The sequence below is a fragment of the Kutzneria kofuensis genome (genome assembly GCF_014203355.1).
Classification (GTDB): domain Bacteria; phylum Actinomycetota; class Actinomycetes; order Mycobacteriales; family Pseudonocardiaceae; genus Kutzneria; species Kutzneria kofuensis.
In genome coordinates this window covers 856,930-881,837 of sequence record NZ_JACHIR010000001.1, presented here as the reverse complement: position 1 = coordinate 881,837, position 24,908 = coordinate 856,930, and the positions used below count along the sequence as shown (strand labels likewise).

Genomic DNA, 24,908 nt, shown 5'->3' with positions numbered 1-24,908 from the left:
CAACCAGGGAGCTGGACATGCCCCGCACCAGAGGCAGGGCCGCCATCGCGGCGGCCCTCGTCGCGATGACCGGCCCGTTGCTGGCGGTACCGGCCGTGGCCCAGACCGCCACCCAGGCCCACCGGCACGACGACGGCCGCGTCGTGTCGGCCTATTTCGCCGACTGGGACATCTACGGACGTGGTTACAACGTCAAGGACATCCCGGCCGACAAGCTCAACGTCATCCAGTACGCCTTCGCCGCGCCCACCTTCGACCAGGCCACCGGCGCCGTCGGATGCTCGATCCTGGACCCGTGGGCCGACTACCAGCGGCCCTTGGACGCGTCGCTGGCCGTCGACGGCGTGGCCGATGTCGCCGGGCAGCCGCTGTTCGGCAACTTCAACCAGCTCCTCAAGCTGAAGAAGGCCCACCCCGGTCTGAAGGTGGAGATCTCCCTCGGCGGCTGGACGAAGTCGACGTGGTTCAGCGACGTCGCCGCGACCGCCCAGCGCCGGCAGGACTTCGTGAAGTCCTGTGTGGACACGTTCATCGACGGCAACATTCCCGGCCTGGCCCCGGGTGCGGCCAAGGGTGTCTTCGACGGCATCGACATCGACTGGGAGTACCCGACCCAGTTGGCCGGCGGCAACGTCGACTACGGTCCCGCCGACAAGCACAACGCCACGTTGCTGATGCAGGAGTTCCGTCGCCAGCTCGGGCCGGACCACCTGCTGACCGCCGCGTTCCCGGCCACCTCCAAGGCCGGGGACTACTGGGAGCTCACCGCCGCCATCGCGCCGATGAACTGGGTCAACATCATGACCTACGACTACAACGTTCCCGGCGGTGGGGTCGCCGCGCCGGACACCCTGTTCACGCACAGCTTCCGTGACCCCAACGCGAACGACCCGTCCTGGAACACCGTCGGCACCGTGCAGTACTATCTGGCCACCGGGGTTCCGCCGAACAAGGTCGTGGTCGGCGTTCCCTTCTACGGCAACCAGTACCTGCGGGCCGCCGGCCTGTGGGAGAAGTCCGACAACAGCGGCCTCGACCCGAACAGCCTGGCGCCGGACCAGAAGCCGCAGCCGACGTACCACGACCTGGTCGACACCGCCAAGATCGTCGGCGCCGGCGGCTACACCGCCAACTGGGACGCCCAGGCCGGCGAGCCGTGGCTGTTCAACCCGGCCGGCACGCACAACCTGTGCTCGGCTTTCAACGCCGACGGCACCTGCGCCACCCCTTACGTGGCAACGGTTCCGACCGTCATCGCCTACTCGGACCCCAAGTCCGTCGCCGAGCGCACCACGCTCATCCAGGGCTGGGGATTGCGCGGCGCGATGGCGTGGGAGATCAGTCAGGACTCGGACAGCCACGCGCTCATCTCCGCGTTGTCGCCGCTGCTGCACTGAGGTTGGCTCGATTGTTGGAAGCCTCGCCCGGGAACTCCCGGGCGAGGCTTCCTTTTGTGTCGCGGTGAGTGGGTCCGGTGCTGGCGGGCGGTGTTCGGGCACGGCAAAGGCCGCTGGTCCCCGCCCGGGTGGGCGGGAACCAGCGGCCTGAGAGCGGGCTAGGAGCTAGCTCACTCGCCGTCCAGATCGGTGGTGATGACGTCCGCCACGGCGGCGAGGGCCTCGTCGGCCCCGGCGCCCTCGGCGGACAGGATCACCTCGTCACCGTGCATGGCGCCCAGCGTCATGAGGCCCAGGACGCTGGCGGCGTCCACCTGCTCGCCACCCTCCTTGCGGATGGAGACGGGCACGGCCTGACCGGCGGCGGCTTTGGCCAGCAGAGCGGCCGGCCGAGCGTGCAGACCCACCTTGCTGGCCACGGTGACCCGAAGTTCCGGCATGGTCTTCCCTTTCGTGCGGTGTGGCGGTCCTAGGTCCTATTTGGACGACTGGCGGCTGCGGGGAGTGGACTCCGCGACCGAGGTGCCGCCTTCCAACTGCTCCTCGGCGTCGTCCTCACGACCGGGGGTGCGCAGGTTCCACTTGGTGATCACGAAGCTGAACACGAAGTAGTAGATGATGCCGTACACCACGCCGATGATGAGCAGCAGCCAGGGTTTCTGCGCGATGCCCCAGTTCAGGACGAAGTCGATGGCTCCGGCCGAGAACGAGAAGCCGTCGTGGATCCCGAGCAGGTTGACGATGGCGAGCGAGGTGCCGGTCAGGACGGCGTGGATGATGTACAGCGGCCACGCGACGAACATGAACGAGAACTCGATCGGCTCCGTGACACCGGTCAGGAACGCGGTGAGGGCGGCGGAAATCATGATGCCGCCGACAACCTTGCGCTGGGAGGGCTTCGCCGTGCGCCAGATCGCCAGGGCGGCGGCGGGCAGGGCGAACATGAAGATCGGGAAGAAGCCGGTCATGAAGCCACCGGCGGACGGGTCGTGCACGAAGAAGCGGTTCAGGTCGCCGGTGACGTCCTTGCCGGTGGCCGGGTCGGTGAAGTGACCGGTGAGGAACCACACGACGGAGTTGACGACGTTGTGCAGACCGAACGGAATCAGCAGGCGGTTGACGACGCCGTAGATGCCGCCGCCCACAACGGGGTTGCCGGCGATGAGGTTGCCGAACGAGGTGAGGCCGGCGTTGAAGATCGGGTAGAGCAGGCCGAAGATCACGCCCAGGACGAGCAGCACCAGGGAGTTGATGATCGGCACGAACCGACGCCCACCGAAGAACGCCAGGTACGGAGGCAGCTTCGTGCGGTAGAAGCGCTGCCACAGCAGGGCGGACACGATGCCGACGAGGATGCCGGCGAGCACGCCGTAGGGCCAACCCCCGGGCGGCGTGGGGGTGTCCCCGGCCTTCTTGGCGGTCACGGGCGCGAACACCTGGACCACCTGGGTGAAGACCACGAAGCCGACGGCGGCGGCGACCGCCGTGGAACCGTCGCCCTTGCGGGCGAAACCGATCGCGATGCCGATCGCGAACAGCAGCGGCAGGTAGTTGAACAACCCGCCACCCGCCGCCACGAACACCTTGGCGACGTCCTGCATGAAATCGTTCTTGAAGCTACCGAGCAGGTCGTCCTGACCGAGCCGCAGCAACAGGCCGGCGGCGGGCAGCGTCGCGATCGGCAGCATCAGGCTCCGGCCGAGGCGCTGCAGCGCGGCCAGACCCTTGTTGCTGCCGGCCACCGTGGGGGCGCTGGCACTCATCGGTTTCCTCCGTGGGCGGAAAGCGGACCGGAACCCGGGTCGCCCCGGTCCAATTGCATGGTTACCTGGTAGAGGTCGCCCCGGTACCAGGACGTCATGTCCTCGATGGCCTCGCCGTCCGCGGTCGAGATCCGTCGGAACACCAGCACCGGCGAGCCGGTGCGCACCCCCAGCAGACGAGCGGTCTCACGATCGGCCGCCTCGGCCCACACCGTCTGCCGGCCGTGGCTGAGCTGCACGCCGAAATGCTCGGCCATCAGCGTGTACAGCGACCGGGTCAGGTCCAGGTCGAGCAGGCCGGGCAGGCGGTGCGGGTTGTACCAACCGCGCTCCACCGCCAGCGGCGTGCCGTCGGCCCGGCGCAGCCGGAACAGCCGGTACGCCGCGTCGTTCGGCTCCAACCCCAGCGCGGCGGCCGCCGCGGGCGGCGGCACCTCCAGGGCGCACGACAGCACCTCGGTGCCGGGCTCGTGCCCCCGCCGGCGCATGTCGTCGGTGAAGGACTCCAGATAGAGCTGGGCCTCCATCCGCCGCTGCGCGGTGAACGTGCCGCGACCACGCGCCCTGGCCAGAAGTCCCTCGGAAACGAGCTGGCCGACCGCGGCCCGAACCGTGAGACGCGACACGCCGTACTGCTCGGCGAGGTCGCGTTCGGACGGGATGGGCGAGCCGGGCGGCAGGTCCTGTTGGGCCAGTTTCCGCAGGATTTCCCGCAGCTGGGCGTGCTTGGGCTTGGGGCCGTCGACGATCCGGTCGGGGATGCCCGACGCGCCCTCGTACACGGCCATGGCACCTCCCGCGGATTCGTCTCGATTCGGCCCCACCTGTCGATCCTCGCCGCGAACATTGGTACGTTCCGGTCTAGACCAGTGGTGCGGGGAGGATGCGCCGCCGGGCGACCGGGTGTCAACCGCCGTTACGAGTTCGTGCCACGGGCGGCCACCATCCGGCCGACTCGCCTACGACTGGCGGACGTCGTGTCCACAACCGACTAGTGAGAGCAGGCGACGAGATGGCAGACGACAGGGCGGCGCAGATCATCGCCGCGATCGGCGGCGCTGACAACATCATCGAGATCGAGCCGTGCATCACGCGGCTGCGCTGCGAACTCGAGGACGGGTCCAAGGTGGACGAGGCCGCGCTCAAGGCGATCGGCGCGCACGGCGTCATCCGCGCGGGCTCGGTGGTCCAGATCATCGTCGGCCCCGAGGCGGACACGATCGCCAGCGACATCGAGGACTTGCTGTGAGTGTCACGGTCCTCAGCCCGGTGAAGGGCGTCCTGGCGCCGATCACCGAGGTGCCGGACCCGGTGTTCGCGCAGGCGATGGTCGGGCCGGGCCTGGCCGTGCACCCGGAGCTGACCGCCGGTGACGCGGTGTCCCCGGTGGACGGAACGGTCGTCACGTTGCACCCGCACGCGTTCGTGGTGGCCACCGCGGACGGCGCCGCGGTGCTGGTGCACCTGGGCATCGACACGGTCAAGCTCAAGGGCGAGGGTTTCACCCTGCACGTGGTGAAGGGCGAGACGGTCCGCGCGGGCCAGCCGGTGATCGGCTGGGATCCGAAGGCGGTGCAGGACGGCGGCAAGTCGCCGATCTGCCCGGTGGTCGCGCTGGACGCGACCGCGGAGAACCTGGTCGACGTGCGCGAGTTCGGGCCGGTCGAGGCCGGCGACGCGCTGTTCACCTGGCAGAAGTAGCGGCGAAGTGGTCCTCCCGGCGACGGGAGGACCACTCGCCCCGCTCGTGCCCGGCGACGCCGGCGGAGGATGTGAAAGGATCCAGGGGTGCTGCGCTGGATCACCGCTGGAGAATCGCACGGACCCGCGCTGGTCGGTGTCCTTGAGGGCATGATCGCCGGAGTGTCCGTGACCACCGAGGACCTCTCGGTGCAACTGGCCCGCAGGCGGCTGGGCTTCGGCCGCAGCCCCCGGATGGACTTCGAGACCGACAAGGTCGAGTTCCTCGGCGGCGTGCGCCACGGCAGGACCCAGGGCGGGCCGATCGCCGTGCACATCGACAACGCCGAGTGGCCGAAGTGGCAGAAGGTCATGGCGGCCGACCCGGTGGACCCGGCCGAGCTGGAGGGCTCCGCGCGCAACGCGCCGCTGACCCGGCCCCGGCCCGGCCACGCGGATCTGCCCGGCATGCAGAAGTACGGCTTCGACGAGGCCCGGCCGGTGCTGGAGCGGGCCAGCGCCCGCGAGACGGCGGAGCGGGTGGCGCTGGGCACGGTGGCCCGCAACCTGCTGCGCCAGGTGCTCAACGCCGAGATCGTCAGCCACGTGGTGTCCATCGGCGCCGCGGAGTGCTCCCCGGACGCGCCGCTGCCCCGGCCGGAGGACCTGGCCGCGATCGACGAGAACCCGGTGCGGGCGTTCGACGCGGCCGGCACCGAGGCGATGGTGGCGGAGGTCGAGGCGGCCAAGCGGGACGGCGACACGCTGGGCGGCGTGATCGAGGCCATCGTCTACGGCCTGCCGCCGGGCCTGGGCTCGCACGTGCACTGGGACCGCCGCCTCGACGCCCGGCTGGCCGGCGCGCTGATGGGCATCCAGGCGATGAAGGGCGTGGAGATCGGCGACGGCTTCACCACCGCGCACCGCCGCGGCAGCCAGGCGCACGACGAGATGGACCGCGGGCCGGGCGTGTCCGGCGTGACGCGGCGGTCGAACCGGGCGGGCGGCCTGGAGGGCGGCATCACCAACGGCGAGCCGCTGCGGGTGCGGGTCGCGATGAAGCCGATCTCCACGGTGCCGCGCGCGCTGGCCACGGTCGACGTCGTCACGGGCGAGCCGGCGGTGGCGATCCACCAGCGCTCCGACATCTGCGCGGTGCCGCGGGCGGGTGTGGTCGTCGAGTCGGTGGTGGCGCTGGTGCTGGCCGACGCGCTGCTGGAGAAGTTCGGCGGCGACTCGCTGGCCGAGACCCGGCACAACGTCGAGGGCTACCTGAAGTCGCTGCAGGACCGCTGGTGAGTCCCGGAGCCCCGGTGGGAGTCGTTGTTGTCGTCGGGCCGCCGGGGGCGGGCAAGACCACCGTCGGCGAGTTGCTGGCCGAGCGGCTGGGCGTGCCGTTCCGGGACGTCGACGCGGACATCGTCGAGCTGGCCGGCAAGCCCATCTCGGACATCTTCACCGAGGACGGCGAGCCGGAGTTCCGGCGCATCGAGTGCGAGGCGGTGGCCCGCGCGCTGGCCACCCACGACGGCGTGCTGGCGCTGGGCGGCGGCGCGGTGCTGGCCGAGTCCACCCGCAAGCTGCTGGCCGAGCACACGGTGGTGTTCCTCAACGTCGGCATGGCCGAGGGGGTGCGCCGCACCGGCCTGTCCACGGCCCGCCCGCTGCTGGCCGGCGTGAACCCGCGGGCGACGTTCAAGGCGCTGCTGGACGCGCGGCTGCCGCTGTACCGCGAGGTCGCGACCGTCGAGATCGACACCGACCGGCACGAGCCGCCGGCCATCGTCGACGAGGTGGTCACGGCCCTGAACCACAAGGAAGGCTGATGCCCGAACCCGTCCGCATCCACGTCGCCGCCGAGCACCCCTACGACGTGACCGTCGGCCGGGGCCTGCTCGGCGACCTGGTCGACACGCTCAAGGGCGTGCCGACGGTCGCGATCGTGCACCAGCCGACGCTGACCGCCACCGCCGAGGCGGTGCGCGAGGAGTTGGAGTCGGCCGGCATCGACGCGCACCGGGTGGAGATCCCGGACGCCGAGGACGGCAAGGCGTTCGCGGTCGCCGGCTTCGTGTGGGAGGTGCTCGGCCGGATCGGCCTGGACCGCACGGGCGCGGTGGTCGGCCTGGGCGGCGGCGCGGTGACCGACCTGGCCGGCTTCGTCGCCGGCACGTGGCTGCGCGGCGTGAAGGTCGTGCACGTGCCGACCACGCTGCTGGGCATGGTGGACGCGGCGGTCGGCGGCAAGGCCGGCATCAACACCGACGCCGGCAAGAACCTGGTGGGCGTGTTCCACGAGCCGACGGCGGTGCTGGCCGACCTGGCCACGTTGGAGACGCTGCCGGCCAACGAGCTCGTCGCCGGCATGGCCGAGGTGGTCAAGGCCGGCTTCGTCGGCGACCCGCGGATCCTGGAGCTGATCGAGGCCGATCCGAAGGCGGCCGTCGACCCGACCGGCGAGGTCATCGGCGAGCTGGTCACGAGGGCCGTCCAGTTCAAGGCCGACGTGGTGTCGAACGACCTGCGCGAGGCCGGGCAGCGGGAGTTCCTGAACTACGGCCACACCCTGGGCCACGCGATCGAGCGCCGGGAGCGGTACCGCTGGCGCCACGGCGCGGCGGTCAGCGTCGGCCTGGTGTTCGCCGCCGAGCTGGCGCGGCTGGCCGGCCGGCTGGACGACGCGACCGCGGACCGGCACCGCTCGGTCCTGACGTCGCTGGGCCTGCCGGTGAACTACGAGCCGGGGGCGCTGCCGCAGCTGCTGGAGGGCATGCGCAACGACAAGAAGACCCGGGCCGGCGTGCTGCGGTTCGTGGTGCTGGACGGGCTGGCCAAGCCGGGCCGGCTGGAGGGCCCGGACCCGAGCCTGATCGCCGCCGCCTACTCGGTGATCGCCGGCGATGACGAGAAGCCGAGCGGAAAGGTGCTTCTGTGACCGAGCTTGCGAGGGCACCAATGAGCACAGGGACATGGGTCGCAGACCCTCCGAGCGCTAGCGAGGTGGGTCTGTGACGAGGGTCTTCGTGCTCAACGGCCCCAACCTGGGGCGGCTCGGCGCGCGCGAGCCGCTGATCTACGGCAGCACCACCCACGCCGACCTGGCCGAGCTGTGCGTGAGCACCGGCAAGGAGCTGGGGCTGGACGTCGAGGTGCGGCAGACCGACACCGAGGGCGAGCTGATCGGCTGGTTGCACGAGGCCGCCGACCAGGGCATTCCGGTGGTGCTCAACGCCGCCGCCTGGACGCACTACTCGATCGCCGTCCGGGACGCCTGCTCGCAGCTGACGTCGAAGCTGGTCGAGGTGCACATCAGCAACGTGCACAAGCGCGAGGAGTTCCGGCAGCACAGCGTGATCTCCGCGGTGGCCGACGGCGTGATCATCGGACTGGGTGTGGACGGGTACGCGTTGGCGCTGCGGTGGGTCGCCGACCACGTGTAACCCACACGGGTGACCGGATTCCCTAGACTGGCCGGGAATCGCAGTCATCCGATCGTGGAGGTCGTCCCGGCATGCCGAGACCCATCAGGGCCATGGCGAGCACGACCGGTTACCTGGCGGTGGCCGCGGTGCTCACGGCCTGCGGCAGCGCCGAGGGCATCACCGCGCCGGCGCCGACCACGCCGACGGCCGTGCAGAAGCGGGCCGACCAGCCGCCCGCGGACGCGGCCGAGGCGCCGTTACGCACCGACCGCGCCAGACAGGGGGCCGGCACGCTGGTGTCCGGCGGGCCGGCCGCGCCGTACAACTACGCGCCGACCGCGATGCTCGACGGCGGTCGGTACCGGATCTGGTGGTGCAGTCAGCTGCCCGACGTCGGGGTGCCCGGCGACGACGTGCTGACGGCCTCGGCCGACAGCCTGAACGGGCCGTTCCCCGACGGGGTGGCCGTGCTGCACGGGTCCGGCGGCGGCTTCGACGCCATGCACACCTGCGACCCGTCCGTCATTCGGGTCAACGGCATCTACTACATGTACTACACCGGCGCGGCCGGCGACGGCGCGCTGGTCAACTCCATCGGCCTCGCGACCAGCGCCGACGGCGTGACCTGGCAGCGCAACCCGAACCCGATCGTGCAGCCGTCGATGGACAGGCAGCGGGCCAACACCTACGGCGTCGGCCAGCCGTCCGTGCTGCATCTCGACGGCTGGTTCTACCTGATGTTCACGGACACCACCGGCGCGGCCGCGAACACCGCCGGTGCGGGGCAGTTCGTGTTGCGGTCACCGGATCCGGACTTCGCCACCAGTGTGCAGTCGTTGACGCCCAACGGTTTCCAGGACGTCCCCGGCACGAAGACCAAGCGCTCCTTGTCGATTTCCAACGCCTACAGCGCCGACTGGATGTGGGTGGACGCCATGAACGCGTTCGCCGTCGCGCACGAGGTCGACGGCAAGGGGACCGTGATCTCGTTCTGGGACAAGGAATTCACCACGCACCCGTACCAGGACGTCGTGCTGGGCGGGCCGTGGAAGGAGGGCCCGGGGCTGGTGCGCCGGGCCGACGGGCACGCGCCGGCCTCGCCGCAGGACCCGTGCGTGCGGGTGCCGGTCGACGTCGTGCGAGCGACCAGGGACGACGGCCAGGGGCCGACCGGGCTGAGCCGGTTCGGGCTGGACATCGCCAACGCCAACGGCTGCCAGACGTTGGCCACCGGGGACGGGGTCGCGATGCCGTCGCCGGACCGCATGATCGTCATGGTGTACGGGGACCGGCTGGTGAAGATCGAGCGGCGGTCGGTGTCGGCGCGGATCGCCGTGCAGGTGCTGGACAAGCCGGTGCCGGGGCTGGACTCGCTGCCGGTGGTCGCGGTGATCAAGGCCGGCGCCCCGGTGCTGCACTCGCCGAACCGACCGTACGCGTTCCTGCTCGACGGCAAGCTCTGGCCGGTCGGGCCGAGCGCCGTCCAGGCGAACTCCTCGGCCGTCACCGAGACGAGTGACGCCGACTGGGACGCCCGCCCCAAGGGCGGCGACCTGTCAGCCTTCCGCGGGAACTGACAACCCGACCAGCTTTGTCAGAAACCGGTCGACCTGCTCGTCGACCGGCGGCCAGGGCAGGTCCGGCTCGTTGATCCGCAGCGACAGCATGCCGGTGACGGCCGCGCGCAGGTCGGCCGCGATGGTGGCGGCGTCGCCGGCCGGCGCGAGCCCCTCGTCCAGGCAGCGCCGCACGGCCTCGGTCGTCCGCACGCCGATCGTTTGCTTGAAGGGCATGCCGATGCCGCGGTTGACGTGGCTCTCGTGCATCACCTTGTACAGGCCCGGGTTGCGCAGGGCGCAGTCGATCAGGCCGCAGATCCAGCCCCTGAGCCGCGCGGCCGCGTCCGTGCCCGCCGCCTCGCCGCGGCTGCCGGCCTCGACCATCAGCCCGTTGAACCGCTCCATCACCGCGAGCACCAGCGCGTCCCGGTCGGGAAAGTGCAGATAGACGGAGGTGGCGGCGATCTTCACCGTGCGGGCCACGGCCCGCAGCGACAGCGCCTCGTCATCACCGAGCTCCGCCAGCATCGCGGTCGCCGCCGTGACGATCTCCTCGCGCAGCTGGTCGCCGCGACCGCGCGCGTTCGGCTTCCGGGTGCCCGTCTCCATGATCCGGCGATTGTATCCGGGCCAACTTGACGCTACGGTTGTAGCGCTACAGCTGTAGTGTGAATTCAGGGGAGGACCTGTCATGACTTCAGCGGTGACCGCCGGGGACCGACTCCGGCAACTGGACCCCGTGTTCGCGCAGATGACGCTGGCCAGCGCCGGGCACGCCCGGTCGGTCGCGGAACTGACCGACCGGGAGAAGACGTTCCTGGCCGTGGTCGGCGACATCTGCCAGGGCAGCCTCGGGCTGGCGTTCGAGGCGCACGTCCGGGCCGGGCTGCGGGCCGGCGTGACCGTCGAGGACCTGCGCGGACTGCTGCGCTTCGTCTCGTACGACATCGGATACCCGGCCGCCGTGGCCGGGTTCGAGGCGCTGGCGGCGTTGGCCGAGGAGCCGACGACGGCCGCGGCGCTGGACGAGTCGCTGGTGAGCACCGGCCCGGACGCGGCGCCGAGCCCGCTGCCGGCGCCGGTCCGGGATCGGTTGGCGGGCATGGATCCGCACTTCGCGGAGTACTTCGATCTCCAGTCACGGATGCGCGGCGGGAACGGGCCGGGGACGCTCAGCGAGCGGGAGCGCGGCCTGGTCAGCCTCAGCGTCGACGTTCACTACGGGACTCTCGGCGACACCTTCCGCATCCACGTCGACCGAGCGTTGCGCGGCGGCGCCTCGCCCGACGACGTGCGCGCCGCGCTCCGGTTCAACGCGCAGTTCGGCGTGACACGGGCGTGGGAGGCGTGGCTGGTGCTGAATCCGCTGCTCGGGTAGCGGTCACCAGCCGTCCGATGAGCAGGCCGACACCGGCGGGGACCAGCACCAGCAGCGCGATGAACGCGGCCCCGCCGGTGATCGCCACCGGCAGCGCCTCGGCGCCCGTGTCGTCCACGAACACGCCCTGGCCGATGACCCCGAGCACACCGCCGACCGGGCCGGCCACCAGGGCGCTGAAGAACCACACCATGCCGCGACCCTCGCGGCCCAGCCAACCGTCGATGCCGGACCACAGCACGGCGACGCCCACCAGCAGGCCCAGTGCCGTCGGCCGCAGCCAGCCGACCGCGGTCGGATCGCCGGCGCGCACCCACGCCTCGCCCGTCTGCACCGCCGCGTGCACCACGGCCAACACCAGCCCGCGTAGCAACCACGCCCTCATCGCCCCAGCGTAAACCCTCACCCCGGTCGCCAATTCTGGCCGGCGTGCCTTCTCTCCGTTCGGACGGGCAGGAATCGCGGTGACAAAAGGGTGGTCGTTATTTTCGGTCGCCGACAATGGGCTTACGACGGTTCTCCGGAATTCCCGTGACGAACTGGTCGATCACAACCAGGGGCCGGGCTCGGCCAGGGCATACTCGATGGCCCGCTCCGGCGTCCGTCCCTCGCCCTGGTTGAAGGCGCTGGCCGGCCCTTGTCTGCGGCGTCGGTGAGCAGGTCGATCAACGGCGTCATGCCGACCAAACTATTGCCGCCAAGCCGACGACAACGATGTATCGGGCAATTATGGCCAATTGTCTGCGGGGGCGTGCTGGCAATAGTCTGCTCGGCATGGCTGAGATGCACGGCAGGAGGCGGGCGGCGCTGCGCCGGCTGCTCGCCGAGCGCGAGCTGGACACGCTGCTGGTGACGAATCTGCTCAACGTGCGCTACCTCACCGGCTTCACCGGCTCGAACGCGGCGCTGCTCGTCACCCGCGACGACGCCGTGTTCTGCACGGACGGCCGGTACGACACGTCGTCGGCAAGCCAGGTGCCGGACCTGGAGCGGGTCATCGAGCGGGACTGCGGTCTGGCGCTGGCCGCTCGGGCGACGGGACGGATCGGTTTCGAGAGCGACCACGTCACCGTGGACGGCCTGGCCGACCTGTCCGAGGCCGCGCGGGCGGAGCTGGTCCGGGCCCCGGGCCTGGTCGCGGAGCTGCGGGTGATCAAGGACGAGACGGAGATCGAGGCGCTGCGGATGGCGTGCGCGGCGGCGGACCGGGCGCTGGCGGCGTTGATCGAGCACGGCGGCCTGCGCCCCGGCCGCACCGAGCGCGAGGTGGCGCGGGCGCTGGACGACGGCCTGCGCGACCAGGGCGCGACCGGGCCGGCGTTCGCCACGATCGTGGCGGCGGGGGAGCACTCGGCCATCCCGCACCACGAGCCGACCGACGCCGCGCTCAAGGCCGGTGACCTGGTGAAGATGGACTTCGGCGCGCTGGTCGACGGCTACCACTCGGACATGACCCGCACGGTGGTGCTGGGCCGGGCCGCCGACTGGCAGACCGAGATGTACGAGCTGGTGGCGGCGGCGCAGGCGGCCGGCCGCGCGGCGCTGCGGCCCGGCACGCCGCTGGCCGGCGTGGACGACGCGGCCCGCTCGGTGATCGCCGCGGCCGGCCGGGCGGAGCAGTTCCCGCACGGTGTCGGACACGGCGTCGGCCTGGAGATCCACGAGGCTCCGGCACTGAACAAGGCCGGTACCGGTACACTTGCCGCCGGCATGGCGGTCACCGTCGAGCCCGGCGTCTACGTGCCCGGGCAGGGCGGGGTCCGCATCGAGGACACTCTCATCGTGCGCGAGGGTGCGCCCGAGCTGCTCACCCTGACCACGAAGGAACTCGTGGTCGTCTGACGCACGACCCGAAACCCAGCGGTCCGCGACTGCGGCCCGTCCGTGACTACAGGAGAGACCACCACCGTGGCCACCACCAACGACCTCAAGAACGGCCTGGTGCTCAACCTCGAGGGCCAGCTTTGGACCGTCGTGGCGTTCCAGCACGTCAAGCCCGGAAAGGGCGGCGCGTTCGTGCGCACCACCCTCAAGCACGTGCTCACCGGCAAGGTGGTGGACAAGACCTTCAACGCCGGCACCAAGGTCGACACGGCCACGGTCGACAAGCGCGGCATGACCTACCTGTACCGCGACGGCTCGGACTTCGTGTTCATGGACGGCGACACGTACGACCAGATGAACATCCCGGCCGAGACCGTCGGCGACGCGGCCAACTTCATGCTGGAGAACCAGGAGGCCGTGGTCGCCGTGCACGAGGGCGTCGCGCTCTTCGTGGAGCTGCCGACCTCGGTCGAGCTGGTCATCCAGCACACCGACCCGGGCCTGCAGGGCGACCGCTCCACCGGCGGCACCAAGCCGGCCACCCTGGAGACCGGCGCCGAGATCCAGGTGCCGCTGTTCGTGACGACCGGCGAGAAGGTCAAGGTGGACACCCGCGACGGTCGCTACCTCGGACGAGTCAACGCCTGATGGGTGCCCGCAGCAAATACCGCAAACGCGCGGTCGACGTCCTGTACGAGGCGGACCTGCGCGGCGCGGACGCCGTGACGCTGCTCGCGGAGCGGGTCGGCTCGCCCGACGTGCCCCCGGTCAACGACTACACGATCGCCCTGGTCGAGGGCATCACGGCGAACCGGGCGCGGATCGACGAGCTGATCTCCGAGCACGCCGAGGGCTGGACCCTGGCCCGGATGCCGGCGGTGGACCGCGCCGTGCTCCGGCTGGGCGTGTACGAGCTGCTGTGGGCGGCCGACGTGGACGACGCGGTGGCCATCAGCGAGGCCGTCGAGCTGGCCAAGCAGCTGTCCACCGACGACTCGCCGCGCTTCGTCAACGGCGTGCTGGACAGCATCGCCCGCATCGCGGTGCACCTGCGGGCCGCTCTCTAAGGCCGGATCAACTTCGAAGGCCGCCCCACCGGGATCGTCCGGTGGGGCGGCCTTCGCGTTTGTCCCCAGGCTATTCGCGGGTTCGCGCCGGCCTCTGGTCCGCAGGCTCAGCTCGATCGAGTCCGTTCACCGATCGAGCTGAGACAAGGGAAGAGACCGGCTCAGGAGCGAACCCGCCCCGCGCGGCACGCGCGGCGAAAACACAGTCCCGCGCGGCGAGAACTCAGTCTTCCTTCGAGGGTCGGGCCTCGGGCGGCAGGACGCCCCAGTCGATGAGCTGCTCGGTCAGCTCGCCGGGGGTCATGTCGTAGATGATGGCCAGCGACCGCAGGTCCTCGGTGCGGATGGAGAGCACCTTGCCGTTGTAGTCGCCGCGCTGGCTCTGGATGGTGGCGGCGTAGCGGGCCAGCGGTCCGACCTTCTCCGCCGGCAGCTGCTGCAGCCGCTCCAGATTGATGACGATCTTCGTGGCCGGCTCGGCCCCCGACGGCACGCGGCCCTCCGGCAGCAGCTCGGCCACGGGCACGCCGTAGAAGTCCGCCAGCTCGGCCAGCTTCTGCACGGTGACCGCCCGGTCGCCGCGCTCGTAGGAGCCGACGACGACCGCCTTCCAGCGACCGCCGGACTTCTGCTCGACGCCATGCAGTGACAATCCCTGCTGCTGGCGGATGGCGCGGAGCTTGGCCCCCAGCGCCTTGGCGTAATCGCCCATGTGGCGGTTCTCCGTTCATTCGCCCCGTCGGCCGGTAGCCATCGCCGCGGGGAGCCTGAGATCAATACGCAGAGTAATGGTCGCTCGCTGTCGTCACCAGGTCAAGCTGACTTCGCTGCGGCATGCGGGGGAGGGGGGTCAACCACCCGGAAGGGCTACAGAGCGTGGCTGGTACCGTGGCCCCTGAGCTCGGCATACGCCGGGCGACCCGACGTCCTTTAAGGACCCGTCCGGTGAGGCGGGGAAGGAGGTCCACCCGTGGCGCCGCGTGTTCGTGGCGCGACGGACCCGGCCGAGCGCGAGCTCCTCTCGGCCGGCGATGTCGCGCGCACCATCGCCCGAATGGCCCATCAGATCATCGAGAAGACGTCCCTCGGCAGCGCTGAGTCGGATTCTCGGGCCAATCAACCCGTGGTCCTGCTGGGCATCCCCAGCCGGGGAGCGCCGCTGGCGCGCCGGCTGGCCGAGCTGATCGCCGAGTTCAGCGACGTCCGCGTGCCCGTCGGCGCGCTCGACGTCACCCTCTACCGCGACGACCTGCGGCACCGGCCGAACCGGCCGCTGGAGTCGACCACACTGCCCGAGGGCGGCATCGACAACTGCCTGGTCGTGCTGGTCGACGACGTGCTGTTCTCCGGCCGCACGATCCGCGCCGCGCTCGACGCCCTGCGCGACGCCGGCCGCCCTTCCGCGGTGCAGCTGGCGGTCCTGGTCGACCGCGGCCACCGCGAGCTGCCGATCCGCGCCGACTACGTGGGCAAGAACGTGCCGACCTCGCGCACCGAGGAGGTGCACGTCTGCTTCACCGAGGTGGACGGGCGCGACGGCGTGTACCTGCGACGGGAAGACCACCAGTGAAACACCTGCTCTCCACCGACGGCCTGGACCCGGCGCAGGCCACCGCGGTGCTGGACACCGCGGACACGCTCAAGCGCACGCTGCTCGGCCGCGAGGTCCGCAAGCTGCCGACGCTGCGCGGCCGGACCGTGGTCACGATGTTCTACGAGAACTCCACCCGCACCCGCGTCTCCTTCGAGGTCGCGGGCAAGTGGATGAGCGCCGACGTGATCAACGTGTCGGCCGGCGGCTCCTCGGTCGGCAAGGGCGAGTCGCTGCGCGACACCGCCCTCACGCTGTCCGCCGCCGGCGCCGACCTGGTGATCGTCCGGCACCCGGCCTCCGGCGCGGCCCACCGGCTGGCCGGCTGGCTGGAAGGCACCGGCACCGCCGTGGTCAACGCCGGCGACGGCATGCACGAGCACCCCACGCAGGCCCTGCTGGACGCGGCCACGCTGCGGGAGCGGCTCGGGCAGATCGCCGGCAAGCGGATCGCGATCGTCGGCGACGTGCTGCACAGCCGGGTCGCGCGGTCCAACGTGCACCTGCTGACGGCGCTCGGCGCCGAGGTCGTGCTGGTCGCGCCGCCGACGCTGCTGCCGGCCGGCGTGGACAACTGGCCGGTGGCCGTGTCGCACGAGCTGGACGCCGAGCTGCCGGCGCTGGACGCCGTGATGATGCTGCGCGTGCAGGCCGAACGCATGCACGGCGGTTTCTTCCCGTCCGCGCGGGAGTACTCGATCGCCTACGGCCTCAACGAGCGACGCCTGTCGCTGCTGCCCGAGCACGCCGTCGTGCTGCATCCCGGGCCCATGCTGCGCGGCATGGAGATCTCGGCGGCCGTCGCGGACTCGCCGCGCGCCGCCATCACCGAGCAAGTCCGCAACGGGGTGCACGTCCGGATGGCCGTGCTGTACCACCTGCTCGCGGGGGAGGAAGAAGCCGCATGATGCTGATCAAGGGAGTCCGGCTCTACGGCGAGGGCGACCCGGTCGACATCCTGGTGCGCGACGGCGTGATCGCCGAGATCGGCCCGTGGCTGGACGCCGCCAGCACCCAGGAGATCACCGACGTCGAGGTCATCGACGCGGACGGCCAGGTCGCGCTGCCCGGCTTCGTCGACCTGCACACGCACCTGCGGGAGCCGGGCCGCGAGGACACCGAGACGATCGCCACCGGCTCGGCCGCGGCGGCGCTGGGCGGCTACACCGCCGTGTTCGCCATGGCCAACACCGACCCGGTCGCCGACAACGCCGTGATCGTCGAGCACGTCTGGCGGCGGGGCCGCGAGGTCGGCCTGGTCGACGTGCATCCGGTCGGCGCGGTCACCGTCGGGCTGAAGGGCGAGAAGCTCGCCGAGCTCGGCACGATGGCCCGCAGTCAGGCCGACGTCCGCGTGTTCTCCGACGACGGCCACTGCGTCGCCGACCCGCTGATCATGCGCCGGGCGCTGGAGTACACCAAGGCGCTGGACGGTGTGATCGCGCAGCACGCGGAGGAGCCGCGGCTGACCGTCAACGCCCAGGCGCACGAGGGCGAGCGGGCGGCCCGGCTGGGCCTGGCCGGCTGGCCGGCGGCGGCCGAGGAGTCGATCGTCGCCCGGGACTGCCTGCTGGCCAAGCAGACCGGGGCGCGGCTGCACGTCTGCCACGTCTCCACCGCCGGCACGGTCGACGTGCTGCGGTGGGCGAAGGAGCGCGGCACCAAGGTGTCCGCCGAGGTGACGCCGCACCACCTGCTGCTGACCGACGAGCGGCTGGCCACGTACGACCCGGTGAACAAGGTGAACCCGCCGCTGCGCACGGAATCCGACGTGCAGGTGCTGCGTGAGGCGCTGGCCGAGGGTGTCGTCGACTGCGTCGCCACGGACCACGCGCCGCATGCCCCGCAGGACAAGGACTGCGAGTGGTCGGCCGCCCGGCCGGGCATGCTCGGCCTGCAGACGGCGCTGTCCATCGTGGTCGAAACGCTGGTGCGGCCGGGGTTGCTGGACTGGCGCGGCGTGGCCCGCGTGATGAGCGAGAAGCCGGCGGAGATCGCCGGCCTGCCCGACCAGGGCCGGCCGCTGGCCGTGGGCGAACCGGCGACGCTGGTGCTGGTCGACCCCACCGCCCGGTGGACGGTGCGCGGCGCGGAACTGGCCAGCATCGCCGGCAACACCCCGTTCGAGGGCATGGAGTTGCCGGGAGTGGTCCGCACCACGATGCTGCGCGGGCGGGTCACCGTGTCCGAGGGGAAGGTCCAGTCATGACGCGCCTGGTGTTGGTGCTCGTCGTGCTGGCGTTCTTCGTGCTGTGCGCCGCCGCGATGTGGTGGGGCTGGCGGAACAGGGCCCGCCGGCAGGCGGAGACGCTGCCCGCGCTGCCGTCCGCGCCGGCCGAGCTCGGCGCCGAGCTGCTGCCCGAGGCCAGCGGCGTCTACGTCAGCACGACGACGGACGAAAGCTGGCAGGACCGGGTCGCGGTCGGCGACGTCGGCTTCCGCTCGGAGGCGACGCTTCACCTGCACGACAAGGGTTTGCTCATCGACCGGGTGGGCGCGAGCCCGGTCTGGATCCCCCGCGACGCGGTCCGGGACGCGCGGGTCGGCCAGGGGCTGGCCGGCAAGGTGATGTTCGGCGACGGCCTGCTCATCGTCCGGTGGCAGGTGGAGAACCAGCTGCTGGACAGCGGGTTTCGCGCCGACGAGAAGGAGCACTACCAGGAGTGGGTGACCGCGCTGCGGTCCATGGCAGGCGTTGGAGGTGGCGCGCAGTGAGCGCTCGCGAGCAGGCGGCGTTGGTGGTCGAGGACGGTCGGGTCTTCCGTGGTGAGGCGTACGGGGCGCTCGGCGCGACCCTGGGCGAGGTCGTGTTCTGCACGGGCATGACCGGCTACCAGGAGACGCTGACGGACCCGTCCTACCACGGCCAGATCGTGGTGCAGACGGCGCCGCAGATCGGCAACACCGGCTGGAACGACGAGGACGACGAGTCGTCGCGGATCTGGGTTTCCGGTTACGTGGTGCGGGATCCGGCGCGGCGGCCGTCGAACTGGCGGGCCACCCGGTCGCTGGACGACGAGCTGGTGCGGCAGGGTGTCGTCGGCATCGCCGGCGTGGACACACGCACGCTGACCCGGCACATCCGGGAGCGCGGCGCGATGCGCGCCGGCGTGTTCTCCGGCGACGAACTGTCCGATGTGGACACGATGCTGGCCCGGGTGCAGGCGGCGCCGCAGATGAAGGGCGCGGACCTGGCCGGCGACGTGACGACCGCGCAGACCTACGTGGTGCCCGCCGACGGCGAGCGCCGGTTCCGGGTCGCCGCGCTGGACCTGGGCATCAAGTCCAACACGCCCCGGATGATGGCCGCCCGCGGCATCGAGGTGCACGTGCTGCCGCTGCACTCCACGCTGGACGACCTGCTGGCCGTGGAGCCGGACGGCGTGTTCCTGTCCAACGGCCCCGGCGACCCGGCCACCCAGGAGCACGGTGTGGCCTTGACGCAGGGGGTGCTGGAGCGGCGGATCCCGCTGTTCGGCATCTGCTTCGGCAACCAGATCCTGGGCCGGGCCCTGGGCCGCGGCACGTACAAGCTGCAGTACGGCCACCGCGGCATCAACGTGCCGGTGATCGACACCGCCACCGGCCGGGTCGCGATCACCGCGCAGAACCACGGCTTCGCCCTGGAGGGCGAGCCGGGGGAGCGCTTCGACACCCCGTTCGGGCCGGCCACGGTGAGCCACTACTGCCCGAACGACGGCACGGTGGAGGGCCTGCGCTGCATCGAGGCGCCGGCGTTCTCCGTGCAGTACCACCCGGAGGCCGCCGCCGGCCCGCACGACGCCGCGGCCCTGTTCGACGAGTTCTGCCAGCTGATGAGTGAGGCCCGCTGATGCCGAAGAGGACCGACATCAACCACGTCCTGGTGATCGGGTCGGGGCCGATCGTGATCGGCCAGGCCTGCGAGTTCGACTACTCCGGCACGCAGGCGTGCCGGGTGCTGCGGGACGAGGGCCTGCGCGTGTCGCTGGTCAACTCGAACCCGGCCACGATCATGACCGACCCGGAGTTCGCCGACGCCACCTACATCGAGCCGATCACGCCCGAGTTCGTGGAGAAGGTGATCGCCGAGGAGCAGGCGCTCGGCCACCCGATCCAGGCGGTGCTGGCCACCCTGGGCGGGCAGACCGCGCTGAACACCGCCGTCGCCCTGCACGAGCGCGGCGTGCTGGAGAAGTACAACGTCGAGCTGATCGGCGCGGACATCGGCGCCATCCAGCGCGGCGAGGACCGGCAGCTGTTCAAGGACATCTGCGCCTCCGTCGGCGCGGAGACCCCGCGCAGCCGGGTCTGCAAGACGATGGACGAGGTCCGCGAGACCGTGGCCGAGCTCGGCCTGCCGGTGGTCATCCGGCCGTCGTTCACCATGGGCGGCCTGGGTTCCGGCATGGCGCACACCCCGGACGAGCTGGAGCGGCTGGCCTCGCTGGGCCTGGACGAGTCGCCGGTCACCGAGGTGCTGATCGAGGAGAGCGTGCTCGGCTGGAAGGAGTACGAGCTCGAGCTCATGCGGGACCGCAACGACAACGTCGTGGTCATCTGCTCGATCGAGAACATCGACCCGATGGGCGTGCACACCGGCGACTCGGTGACCGTCGCGCCGGCGATGACGCTGACCGACCGTGAGTACCAGCACATGCGCGACGTCGGCATCGACGTGCTGCGCGCGGTCGGCGTGGAGACCGGCGGCTGCAACATCCAGTTCGCCATCAACCCGCGGACCGGTCGCATGGTCGTCATCGAGATGAACCCCCGCGTGTCCCGGTCGAGCGCGCTGGCGTCGAAGGCGACCGGCTTCCCGATCGCCAAGATCGCCGCCCGGCTGGCCATCGGCTACACCCTGGACGAGATCCAGAACGACATCACCGGCGAGACCCCCGCGTCCTTCGAGCCGACGCTGGACTACGTGGTGGTGAAGGTGCCGCGGTTCGCGTTCGAGAAGTTCCCCGGCGCGGACCCGACGCTGACCACCACCATGAAGTCGGTCGGCGAGGCGATGTCCATCGGCCGCAACTTCAGCGAGGCGCTGAACAAGGCGCTGCGCTCCATGGAGACGAAGGCGGCCGGCTTCTGGACCCGACCGGACGCCGACGACGCCACGCTGGAGAACACCCTCGAAGCGCTCAAGAAGGGCCACGACGGGCGGTTGTACACCGTCGAACGGGCCCTGCGGCTCGGGGCGACCGTGGAGCAGGTGCACGAGGCGTCCGGCATCGACCCGTGGTTCATCGACCAGATCGCCGCGCTGGGCGAGCTGCGTGAGGAGATCGTCGGCGCGGCCGTGCTGGACGAGGCGCTGCTGCGCCGGGCCAAGCGGGCCGGCCTGTCCGACCGGCAGATCGCGTCGCTGCGGCCGGAGCTGGCCGGCGAGGACGGCGTCCGCGCGCTGCGGTACCGGCTGGGCGTCCGGCCGGTGTTCAAGACCGTCGACACCTGCGCCGCCGAGTTCGCCGCCCGCACGCCGTACCACTACTCCGCCTACGAGTCCGACCCGGCGGCGGAGACCGAGGTCACCGAGCAGCGGGACCGGCCGAAGGTGCTGATCCTCGGCTCCGGCCCGAACCGCATCGGGCAGGGCATCGAGTTCGACTACTCCTGCGTGCACGCGGCGATGGAGCTGCGGCGGGCCGGCTTCGAGACCGTGATGGTCAACTGCAACCCGGAGACGGTGTCCACCGACTACGACACCTCCGACCGCCTGTACTTCGAGCCGCTGACGTTCGAGGACGTGCTGGAGGTCGTGCACTCCGAGCGCGAGTCCGGCACCGTCGCCGGCGTCATCGTGCAGCTGGGCGGGCAGACCCCGCTCGGGCTGGCGCAGCGGCTGGCCGACGCGGGCGTGCCGGTGGTGGGCACCTCGCCGGAGGCGATCCACCTGGCCGAGGACCGCGGCGCGTTCGGCGAGGTGCTGACCGCGGCCGGGCTGCCCGCGCCGAAGTACGGCACCGCGACGTCGTTCCCGCAGGCCAAGCGGATCGCCGACGAGATCGGCTACCCGGTGCTGGTGCGGCCGTCGTACGTGTTGGGCGGCCGCGGCATGGAGATCGTCTACGACGAGGAGACGCTGGCCGGCTACATCGCCCGCGCCACCGAGGTCTCGCCGGAGCACCCGGTGCTGGTCGACCGGTTCCTCGACGACGCCATCGAGATCGACGTGGACGCGCTGTGCGACGGCGAGGAGGTCTACCTCGGCGGCGTGATGGAGCACATCGAGGAGGCCGGCATCCACTCCGGCGACTCCTCGTGCGCGCTGCCGCCGATCACGCTGGGCCGCAGCGATCTGGAGGCGGTCCGCCGCTCCACCGAGGCCATCGCGCACGGCATCGGCGTGCGCGGGCTGCTGAACGTGCAGTACGCGCTCAAGGACGACGTCCTCTACGTCCTGGAGGCCAACCCCCGCGCGTCGCGGACGGTGCCGTTCGTGTCCAAGGCGACGGCGGTGCCGCTGGCCAAGGCGGCGGCCCGGATCGCCCTCGGCGCCACCATCGCCCAGCTGCGGGAGGAAGGCGTCCTGCCGGCCGAGGGCGACGGCGCCGAGATGCCCGCCGACTCGCCGGTCGCGGTGAAGGAGGCGGTGCTGCCGTTCCACCGGTTCCGCACGCCGGAGGGCAAGGGCGTGGACTCGCTGCTCGGGCCGGAGATGAAGTCCACCGGCGAGGTGATGGGCGTGGACTTCTCGTTCGGCAAGGCCTTCGCCAAGTCGCAGACCGCCTCGTACGGGTCGCTGCCGACCAAGGGCCGGGTGTTCGTGTCGGTCGCCAACCGGGACAAGCGGGCCATGGTGTTCCCGGTCAAGCGGCTGGCCGACCTGGGCTTCGAGATCCTGGCGACCGCCGGCACCGCGGAGGTGCTGCGCCGCAACGGCGTGGCCTGCACGGTGGTGCGCAAGCACTTCGAGGGCGAGGACAACATCGTCGAGAAGATCCTCGCCGGCGAAGTCGACATGATCATGAACACCCCGTACGGCAACCACGGCCCCCGGGTCGACGGCTACGAGATCCGGACGGCGGCGGTCGCACGGGACATCCCGTGCATCACCACCGTTTCCGGGGCTGCGGCGGCCGTACACGGCATCGAGGCCCTCATCCGGGGTGACATCGGCGTGCGGTCGCTCCAGGGCCTCCAGGCCGCGCTGAAGGGTGCGAAAGCATGAGCGAGTCCTTCGGGGCCCGGCTGGCGGCCAAGGTGGCCGCCGCCGGGCCGCTGGTGGCCGGCATCGACCCGCACCCGGGCCTGCTGGCCGACTGGGGCCTGCCGGTGGACGTCACCGGCCTGGAGCGCTTCGCGCTGACCTGCGTGGAGGCGTTCGCCGCCGAGGTGGCGCTGGTGAAGCCGCAGGCGGCCTTCTTCGAGGCGTTCGGCTCGCGGGGCGTGGCCGTGCTGGAGCGGACCATCGCCGAGGCGCGGGCCGCCGGCGCGCTGGTGATCGTGGACGCCAAGCGGGGCGACATCGGCTCCACGATGGCCGCCTACGCGTCGGCGTTCCTGTCCGACGACTCGCCGCTGGCCGGCGACGCGGTGACGCTCTCGCCGTATCTGGGATTCGGTTCTCTGGATCCGGCTTTGGAGCTGAGTGCGAAAACCGGTCGCGGAATTTTCGTTCTCGCCTTGACTTCCAACAAGGAAGGCCCGTCCGTGCAAAGGGCGCGCACCGATGGGGGCGTTTCCCTCGCGCAGTCGATCGTGGATGCGGCCGCCGAGCGCAATGACGGGGCCCGACCACTGGGCCATGTGGGTGTCGTTATCGGTGCCACGGTGGGTGAAACGGGCCTGGACCTGTCCCGCCTGAACGGTCCGGTGCTGGCGCCGGGGCTGGGCGCGCAGGGCGGCACCGTCGCCGACCTGCGGCGACTTTTCGGCGGGATTTCCGGCCAGGTTCTGCCCAGTTCGTCCCGCGACGTGCTGCGGCACGGGCCGGATGTGGCGGCGCTGCGCGCCGCCGCCGTCGCGACCAGGGAATCCGTCCGCGAGCTGGGCGAATCCGCAGGCACGGCAGGGAAATCCGTGAGTTGATCTTGAAACCCCGCTGGTCGTGCATAGCACACGGGGCTCGCGGGGCACATCACCGGTGGCGGTGATCAGGCTGTCGGGGGTCCTTGGTACTACTTCCACCACGTCGTGACGGCCGCTTTGGTCGAGATGCACCCGACCGGGTGGGGGAGTGTCACCGCATTGGTTGTGCGTTGTCACCACGGGGACCCACGTTGTACCGGGCGAGGCTCGATCGGTACGGTCGCGACACCGATCCCACTGAAGAACACCCACACCACGGAGGAGATCGTGGCCCTTCCCCAGCTGACCGAGGAGCAGCGGGCCGCAGCGCTGGAGAAGGCGGCTGCCGCTCGTCGCGCCCGGGCCGAGCTCAAGGAGCGCCTCAAGCGTGGCGGCACGAACCTGAAGGACGTGCTGACCGCCGCCGACACCGACGAGGTCCTCGGCAAGATGAAGGTCTCCGCACTCCTGGAGTCCCTGCCCGGCGTCGGCAAGGTCCGGGCCGCGCAGATCATGGAGCGGCTGGAGATCGCGACCAGCCGCCGGCTGCGTGGTCTCGGCGACCGTCAGCGCAAGGCCCTGCTGACCGAGTTCGGCGGCGAGTGAGCAAGACGGCCGAGAAGGGGTCGGGCACCAGTGCCCGGCCCCGCCTCACCGTGTTGTCCGGCCCCTCCGGGGTCGGCAAGTCCAGCGTGCTCTCCGAGCTGCGCGGGCTCGGTGAGGACGTGTACTACAGCGTCTCGGTGACCACCCGCGCGCCGCGCCCGGGCGAGGTCGACGGCCAGCACTACCACTTCGTCGACCGCGCCGAGTTCGACCGCATGGTGGCCGCCGGGGAGCTGCTCGAGCACGCCGAGTACGCGGGCAACTGCTACGGCACGCCGCGCCGGCCCGTCGAGGCCGCGCTGGAGCGGGGAACTCCAGCGATCCTCGAGATCGAGCTCCAGGGCGCGCGCCAGGTGCGGCGCGCCATGCCCGAGGCGCAGCTGGTGATGCTGATGCCGCCGACGTGGGAGGTTCTCGTGACCCGGCTGACCGGCCGCGGCACCGAGGATCCGGCGGTCGTCGCGCACCGGCTCAAGGTGGCCGAGCAGGAACTGGCCGCCGCCGAGGAGTTCGACGCCGTGCTGGTGAACTCCGATGTTCGTACCGTCGCACGCGAGTTGCTAACCTTGGTGGTCGGCTCGCCCACCGAGCGTGTGTCCAGCGAGCCGTGACTACTTCAGGAGCGTTGT

At 71.2% G+C, this 24,908-nt stretch carries 27 protein-coding genes; 21 read left to right on the top strand and 6 right to left on the bottom strand.

Annotated features, from left to right (window positions below; all coding sequences use genetic code 11):
- Positions 1–17 precede the first annotated feature (17 nt).
- The gene (locus tag BJ998_RS03980) at positions 18–1,397 is read left to right on the top strand and encodes a glycoside hydrolase family 18 protein (protein WP_184858572.1); all 1,380 of its coding nucleotides are present in this window, start codon (positions 18–20) and stop codon (positions 1,395–1,397) included.
- A 170-nt stretch (positions 1,398–1,567) separates the two neighbouring features.
- Here BJ998_RS03980 and BJ998_RS03975 read toward each other — a convergent pair whose 3' ends face one another.
- Genes BJ998_RS03975 through BJ998_RS03965 form a run of 3 tightly spaced genes read right to left on the bottom strand, consistent with a single transcriptional unit; the run spans position 1,568 to position 3,948 of the window.
- Complete coding sequence (locus BJ998_RS03975) at positions 1,568–1,837, bottom strand: HPr family phosphocarrier protein (protein WP_184858570.1); 270 nt, start codon at positions 1,835–1,837, stop codon at positions 1,568–1,570.
- 36 nt (positions 1,838–1,873) lie between these two features.
- A complete protein-coding gene (locus BJ998_RS03970) occupies positions 1,874–3,160 on the bottom strand; it encodes a PTS transporter subunit EIIC (RefSeq protein ID WP_184858568.1) in 1,287 nt (428 codons plus the stop codon).
- Positions 3,157–3,948: a GntR family transcriptional regulator gene (locus BJ998_RS03965; RefSeq protein ID WP_184858566.1), complete on the bottom strand. Its 792-nt coding sequence runs from the start codon at positions 3,946–3,948 to the stop codon at positions 3,157–3,159. Before BJ998_RS03965 ends, BJ998_RS03970 begins: the two co-directional genes overlap by 4 nt.
- Before the next feature lie 224 nt (positions 3,949–4,172).
- On the opposite strand from BJ998_RS03965, the gene BJ998_RS03960 reads away from it, so the two are divergent.
- The 7 genes from BJ998_RS03960 (at position 4,173) to BJ998_RS03930 (ending at position 9,839) form a co-directional block, all read left to right on the top strand.
- On the top strand, positions 4,173–4,409 hold the full coding sequence (locus tag BJ998_RS03960) for a PTS sugar transporter subunit IIB (protein ID WP_184858564.1): 237 nt from the start codon (positions 4,173–4,175) through the stop codon (positions 4,407–4,409).
- Positions 4,406–4,861, top strand: a complete 456-nt coding sequence (locus tag BJ998_RS03955) for a PTS sugar transporter subunit IIA (protein ID WP_184858562.1) — start codon at positions 4,406–4,408, stop codon at positions 4,859–4,861. The genes BJ998_RS03960 and BJ998_RS03955 overlap by 4 nt, the downstream gene beginning before the upstream one ends.
- Before the next feature lie 87 nt (positions 4,862–4,948).
- A complete protein-coding gene (gene aroC / locus BJ998_RS03950) occupies positions 4,949–6,139 on the top strand; it encodes a chorismate synthase (RefSeq protein ID WP_184858560.1) in 1,191 nt (396 codons plus the stop codon).
- A 14-nt stretch (positions 6,140–6,153) separates the two neighbouring features.
- Complete coding sequence (locus BJ998_RS03945) at positions 6,154–6,666, top strand: shikimate kinase (RefSeq protein WP_184868406.1); 513 nt, start codon at positions 6,154–6,156, stop codon at positions 6,664–6,666.
- Positions 6,666–7,775 (top strand): 3-dehydroquinate synthase, encoded by a 1,110-nt coding sequence (aroB, locus tag BJ998_RS03940; RefSeq protein WP_184858557.1) that lies wholly within the window; start codon positions 6,666–6,668, stop codon positions 7,773–7,775. The genes BJ998_RS03945 and aroB overlap by 1 nt, the downstream gene beginning before the upstream one ends.
- Before the next feature lie 73 nt (positions 7,776–7,848).
- Complete coding sequence (gene aroQ, locus BJ998_RS03935; protein ID WP_184858555.1) at positions 7,849–8,280, top strand: type II 3-dehydroquinate dehydratase; 432 nt, start codon at positions 7,849–7,851, stop codon at positions 8,278–8,280.
- Positions 8,281–8,351: 71 nt separating this feature from the next.
- Positions 8,352–9,839: a glycoside hydrolase family protein gene (locus BJ998_RS03930; RefSeq protein WP_184858553.1), complete on the top strand. Its 1,488-nt coding sequence runs from the start codon at positions 8,352–8,354 to the stop codon at positions 9,837–9,839.
- On the opposite strand, the gene BJ998_RS03925 is transcribed toward BJ998_RS03930, so the two are convergent.
- Entirely contained in the window at positions 9,819–10,430 is a 612-nt protein-coding gene (locus BJ998_RS03925; protein ID WP_184858551.1) for a TetR/AcrR family transcriptional regulator, read from the bottom strand. The two genes, BJ998_RS03930 and BJ998_RS03925, sit on opposite strands and share 21 nt — an antisense overlap.
- A gap of 82 nt (positions 10,431–10,512) precedes the next feature.
- Here BJ998_RS03925 and BJ998_RS03920 point away from each other — a divergent pair, with 82 nt between their 5' ends.
- A complete protein-coding gene (locus BJ998_RS03920) occupies positions 10,513–11,199 on the top strand; it encodes a carboxymuconolactone decarboxylase family protein (RefSeq protein ID WP_184858549.1) in 687 nt (228 codons plus the stop codon).
- Here BJ998_RS03920 and BJ998_RS03915 read toward each other — a convergent pair.
- Positions 11,132–11,584 carry a B-4DMT family transporter gene (locus BJ998_RS03915; protein ID WP_184858547.1) on the bottom strand — a complete coding sequence of 151 codons (453 nt, stop codon included), beginning with the start codon at positions 11,582–11,584 and terminating at the stop codon, positions 11,132–11,134. The two genes, BJ998_RS03920 and BJ998_RS03915, sit on opposite strands and share 68 nt — an antisense overlap.
- A 389-nt stretch (positions 11,585–11,973) precedes the next feature.
- On the opposite strand from BJ998_RS03915, the gene BJ998_RS03910 reads away from it, so the two are divergent.
- The 3 genes from BJ998_RS03910 to nusB all read left to right on the top strand — a co-directional run bounded on the left by BJ998_RS03910 (position 11,974) and on the right by nusB (position 14,090).
- The gene (locus tag BJ998_RS03910; protein ID WP_184858545.1) at positions 11,974–13,041 is read left to right on the top strand and encodes a M24 family metallopeptidase; all 1,068 of its coding nucleotides are present in this window, start codon (positions 11,974–11,976) and stop codon (positions 13,039–13,041) included.
- A 66-nt stretch (positions 13,042–13,107) separates the two neighbouring features.
- Positions 13,108–13,671: an elongation factor P gene (gene efp / locus BJ998_RS03905; protein ID WP_184858543.1), complete on the top strand. Its 564-nt coding sequence runs from the start codon at positions 13,108–13,110 to the stop codon at positions 13,669–13,671.
- Entirely contained in the window at positions 13,671–14,090 is a 420-nt protein-coding gene (gene nusB, locus BJ998_RS03900; RefSeq protein ID WP_184858541.1) for a transcription antitermination factor NusB, read from the top strand. The genes efp and nusB overlap by 1 nt, the downstream gene beginning before the upstream one ends.
- 223 nt (positions 14,091–14,313) lie before the next feature.
- Here the strand turns inward: nusB and bldD are convergent, their stop codons facing one another.
- Entirely contained in the window at positions 14,314–14,802 is a 489-nt protein-coding gene (gene bldD, locus BJ998_RS03895) for a transcriptional regulator BldD (RefSeq protein ID WP_015803953.1), read from the bottom strand.
- Between the two features lie 258 nt (positions 14,803–15,060).
- Between bldD and pyrR the strand changes: the two genes are divergently transcribed.
- From pyrR to gmk, 9 genes are all read left to right on the top strand, one after another.
- Complete coding sequence (gene pyrR, locus BJ998_RS03890) at positions 15,061–15,660, top strand: bifunctional pyr operon transcriptional regulator/uracil phosphoribosyltransferase PyrR (RefSeq protein WP_184858539.1); 600 nt, start codon at positions 15,061–15,063, stop codon at positions 15,658–15,660.
- On the top strand, positions 15,657–16,589 hold the full coding sequence (locus tag BJ998_RS03885; protein WP_184858537.1) for an aspartate carbamoyltransferase catalytic subunit: 933 nt from the start codon (positions 15,657–15,659) through the stop codon (positions 16,587–16,589). Before pyrR ends, BJ998_RS03885 begins: the two co-directional genes overlap by 4 nt.
- A complete protein-coding gene (locus BJ998_RS03880; RefSeq protein WP_184868404.1) occupies positions 16,589–17,890 on the top strand; it encodes a dihydroorotase in 1,302 nt (433 codons plus the stop codon). The genes BJ998_RS03885 and BJ998_RS03880 overlap by 1 nt, the downstream gene beginning before the upstream one ends.
- Entirely contained in the window at positions 17,887–18,396 is a 510-nt protein-coding gene (locus tag BJ998_RS03875) for a PH-like domain-containing protein (protein WP_184858535.1), read from the top strand. Before BJ998_RS03880 ends, BJ998_RS03875 begins: the two co-directional genes overlap by 4 nt.
- Positions 18,393–19,514, top strand: coding sequence for a glutamine-hydrolyzing carbamoyl-phosphate synthase small subunit (carA, locus tag BJ998_RS03870; protein WP_312889910.1), 1,122 nt, complete (start codon positions 18,393–18,395; stop codon positions 19,512–19,514). Before BJ998_RS03875 ends, carA begins: the two co-directional genes overlap by 4 nt.
- Positions 19,514–22,834, top strand: a complete 3,321-nt coding sequence (carB, locus tag BJ998_RS03865) for a carbamoyl-phosphate synthase large subunit (RefSeq protein ID WP_184858533.1) — start codon at positions 19,514–19,516, stop codon at positions 22,832–22,834. Before carA ends, carB begins: the two co-directional genes overlap by 1 nt.
- Positions 22,831–23,694, top strand: a complete 864-nt coding sequence (gene pyrF / locus BJ998_RS03860; RefSeq protein WP_184858531.1) for an orotidine-5'-phosphate decarboxylase — start codon at positions 22,831–22,833, stop codon at positions 23,692–23,694. Before carB ends, pyrF begins: the two co-directional genes overlap by 4 nt.
- A 267-nt stretch (positions 23,695–23,961) precedes the next feature.
- Entirely contained in the window at positions 23,962–24,279 is a 318-nt protein-coding gene (gene mihF, locus BJ998_RS03855) for an integration host factor, actinobacterial type (protein WP_116176684.1), read from the top strand.
- Positions 24,276–24,890, top strand: coding sequence for a guanylate kinase (gene gmk, locus BJ998_RS03850; RefSeq protein ID WP_184858529.1), 615 nt, complete (start codon positions 24,276–24,278; stop codon positions 24,888–24,890). Before mihF ends, gmk begins: the two co-directional genes overlap by 4 nt.
- Positions 24,891–24,908 lie beyond the last annotated feature (18 nt).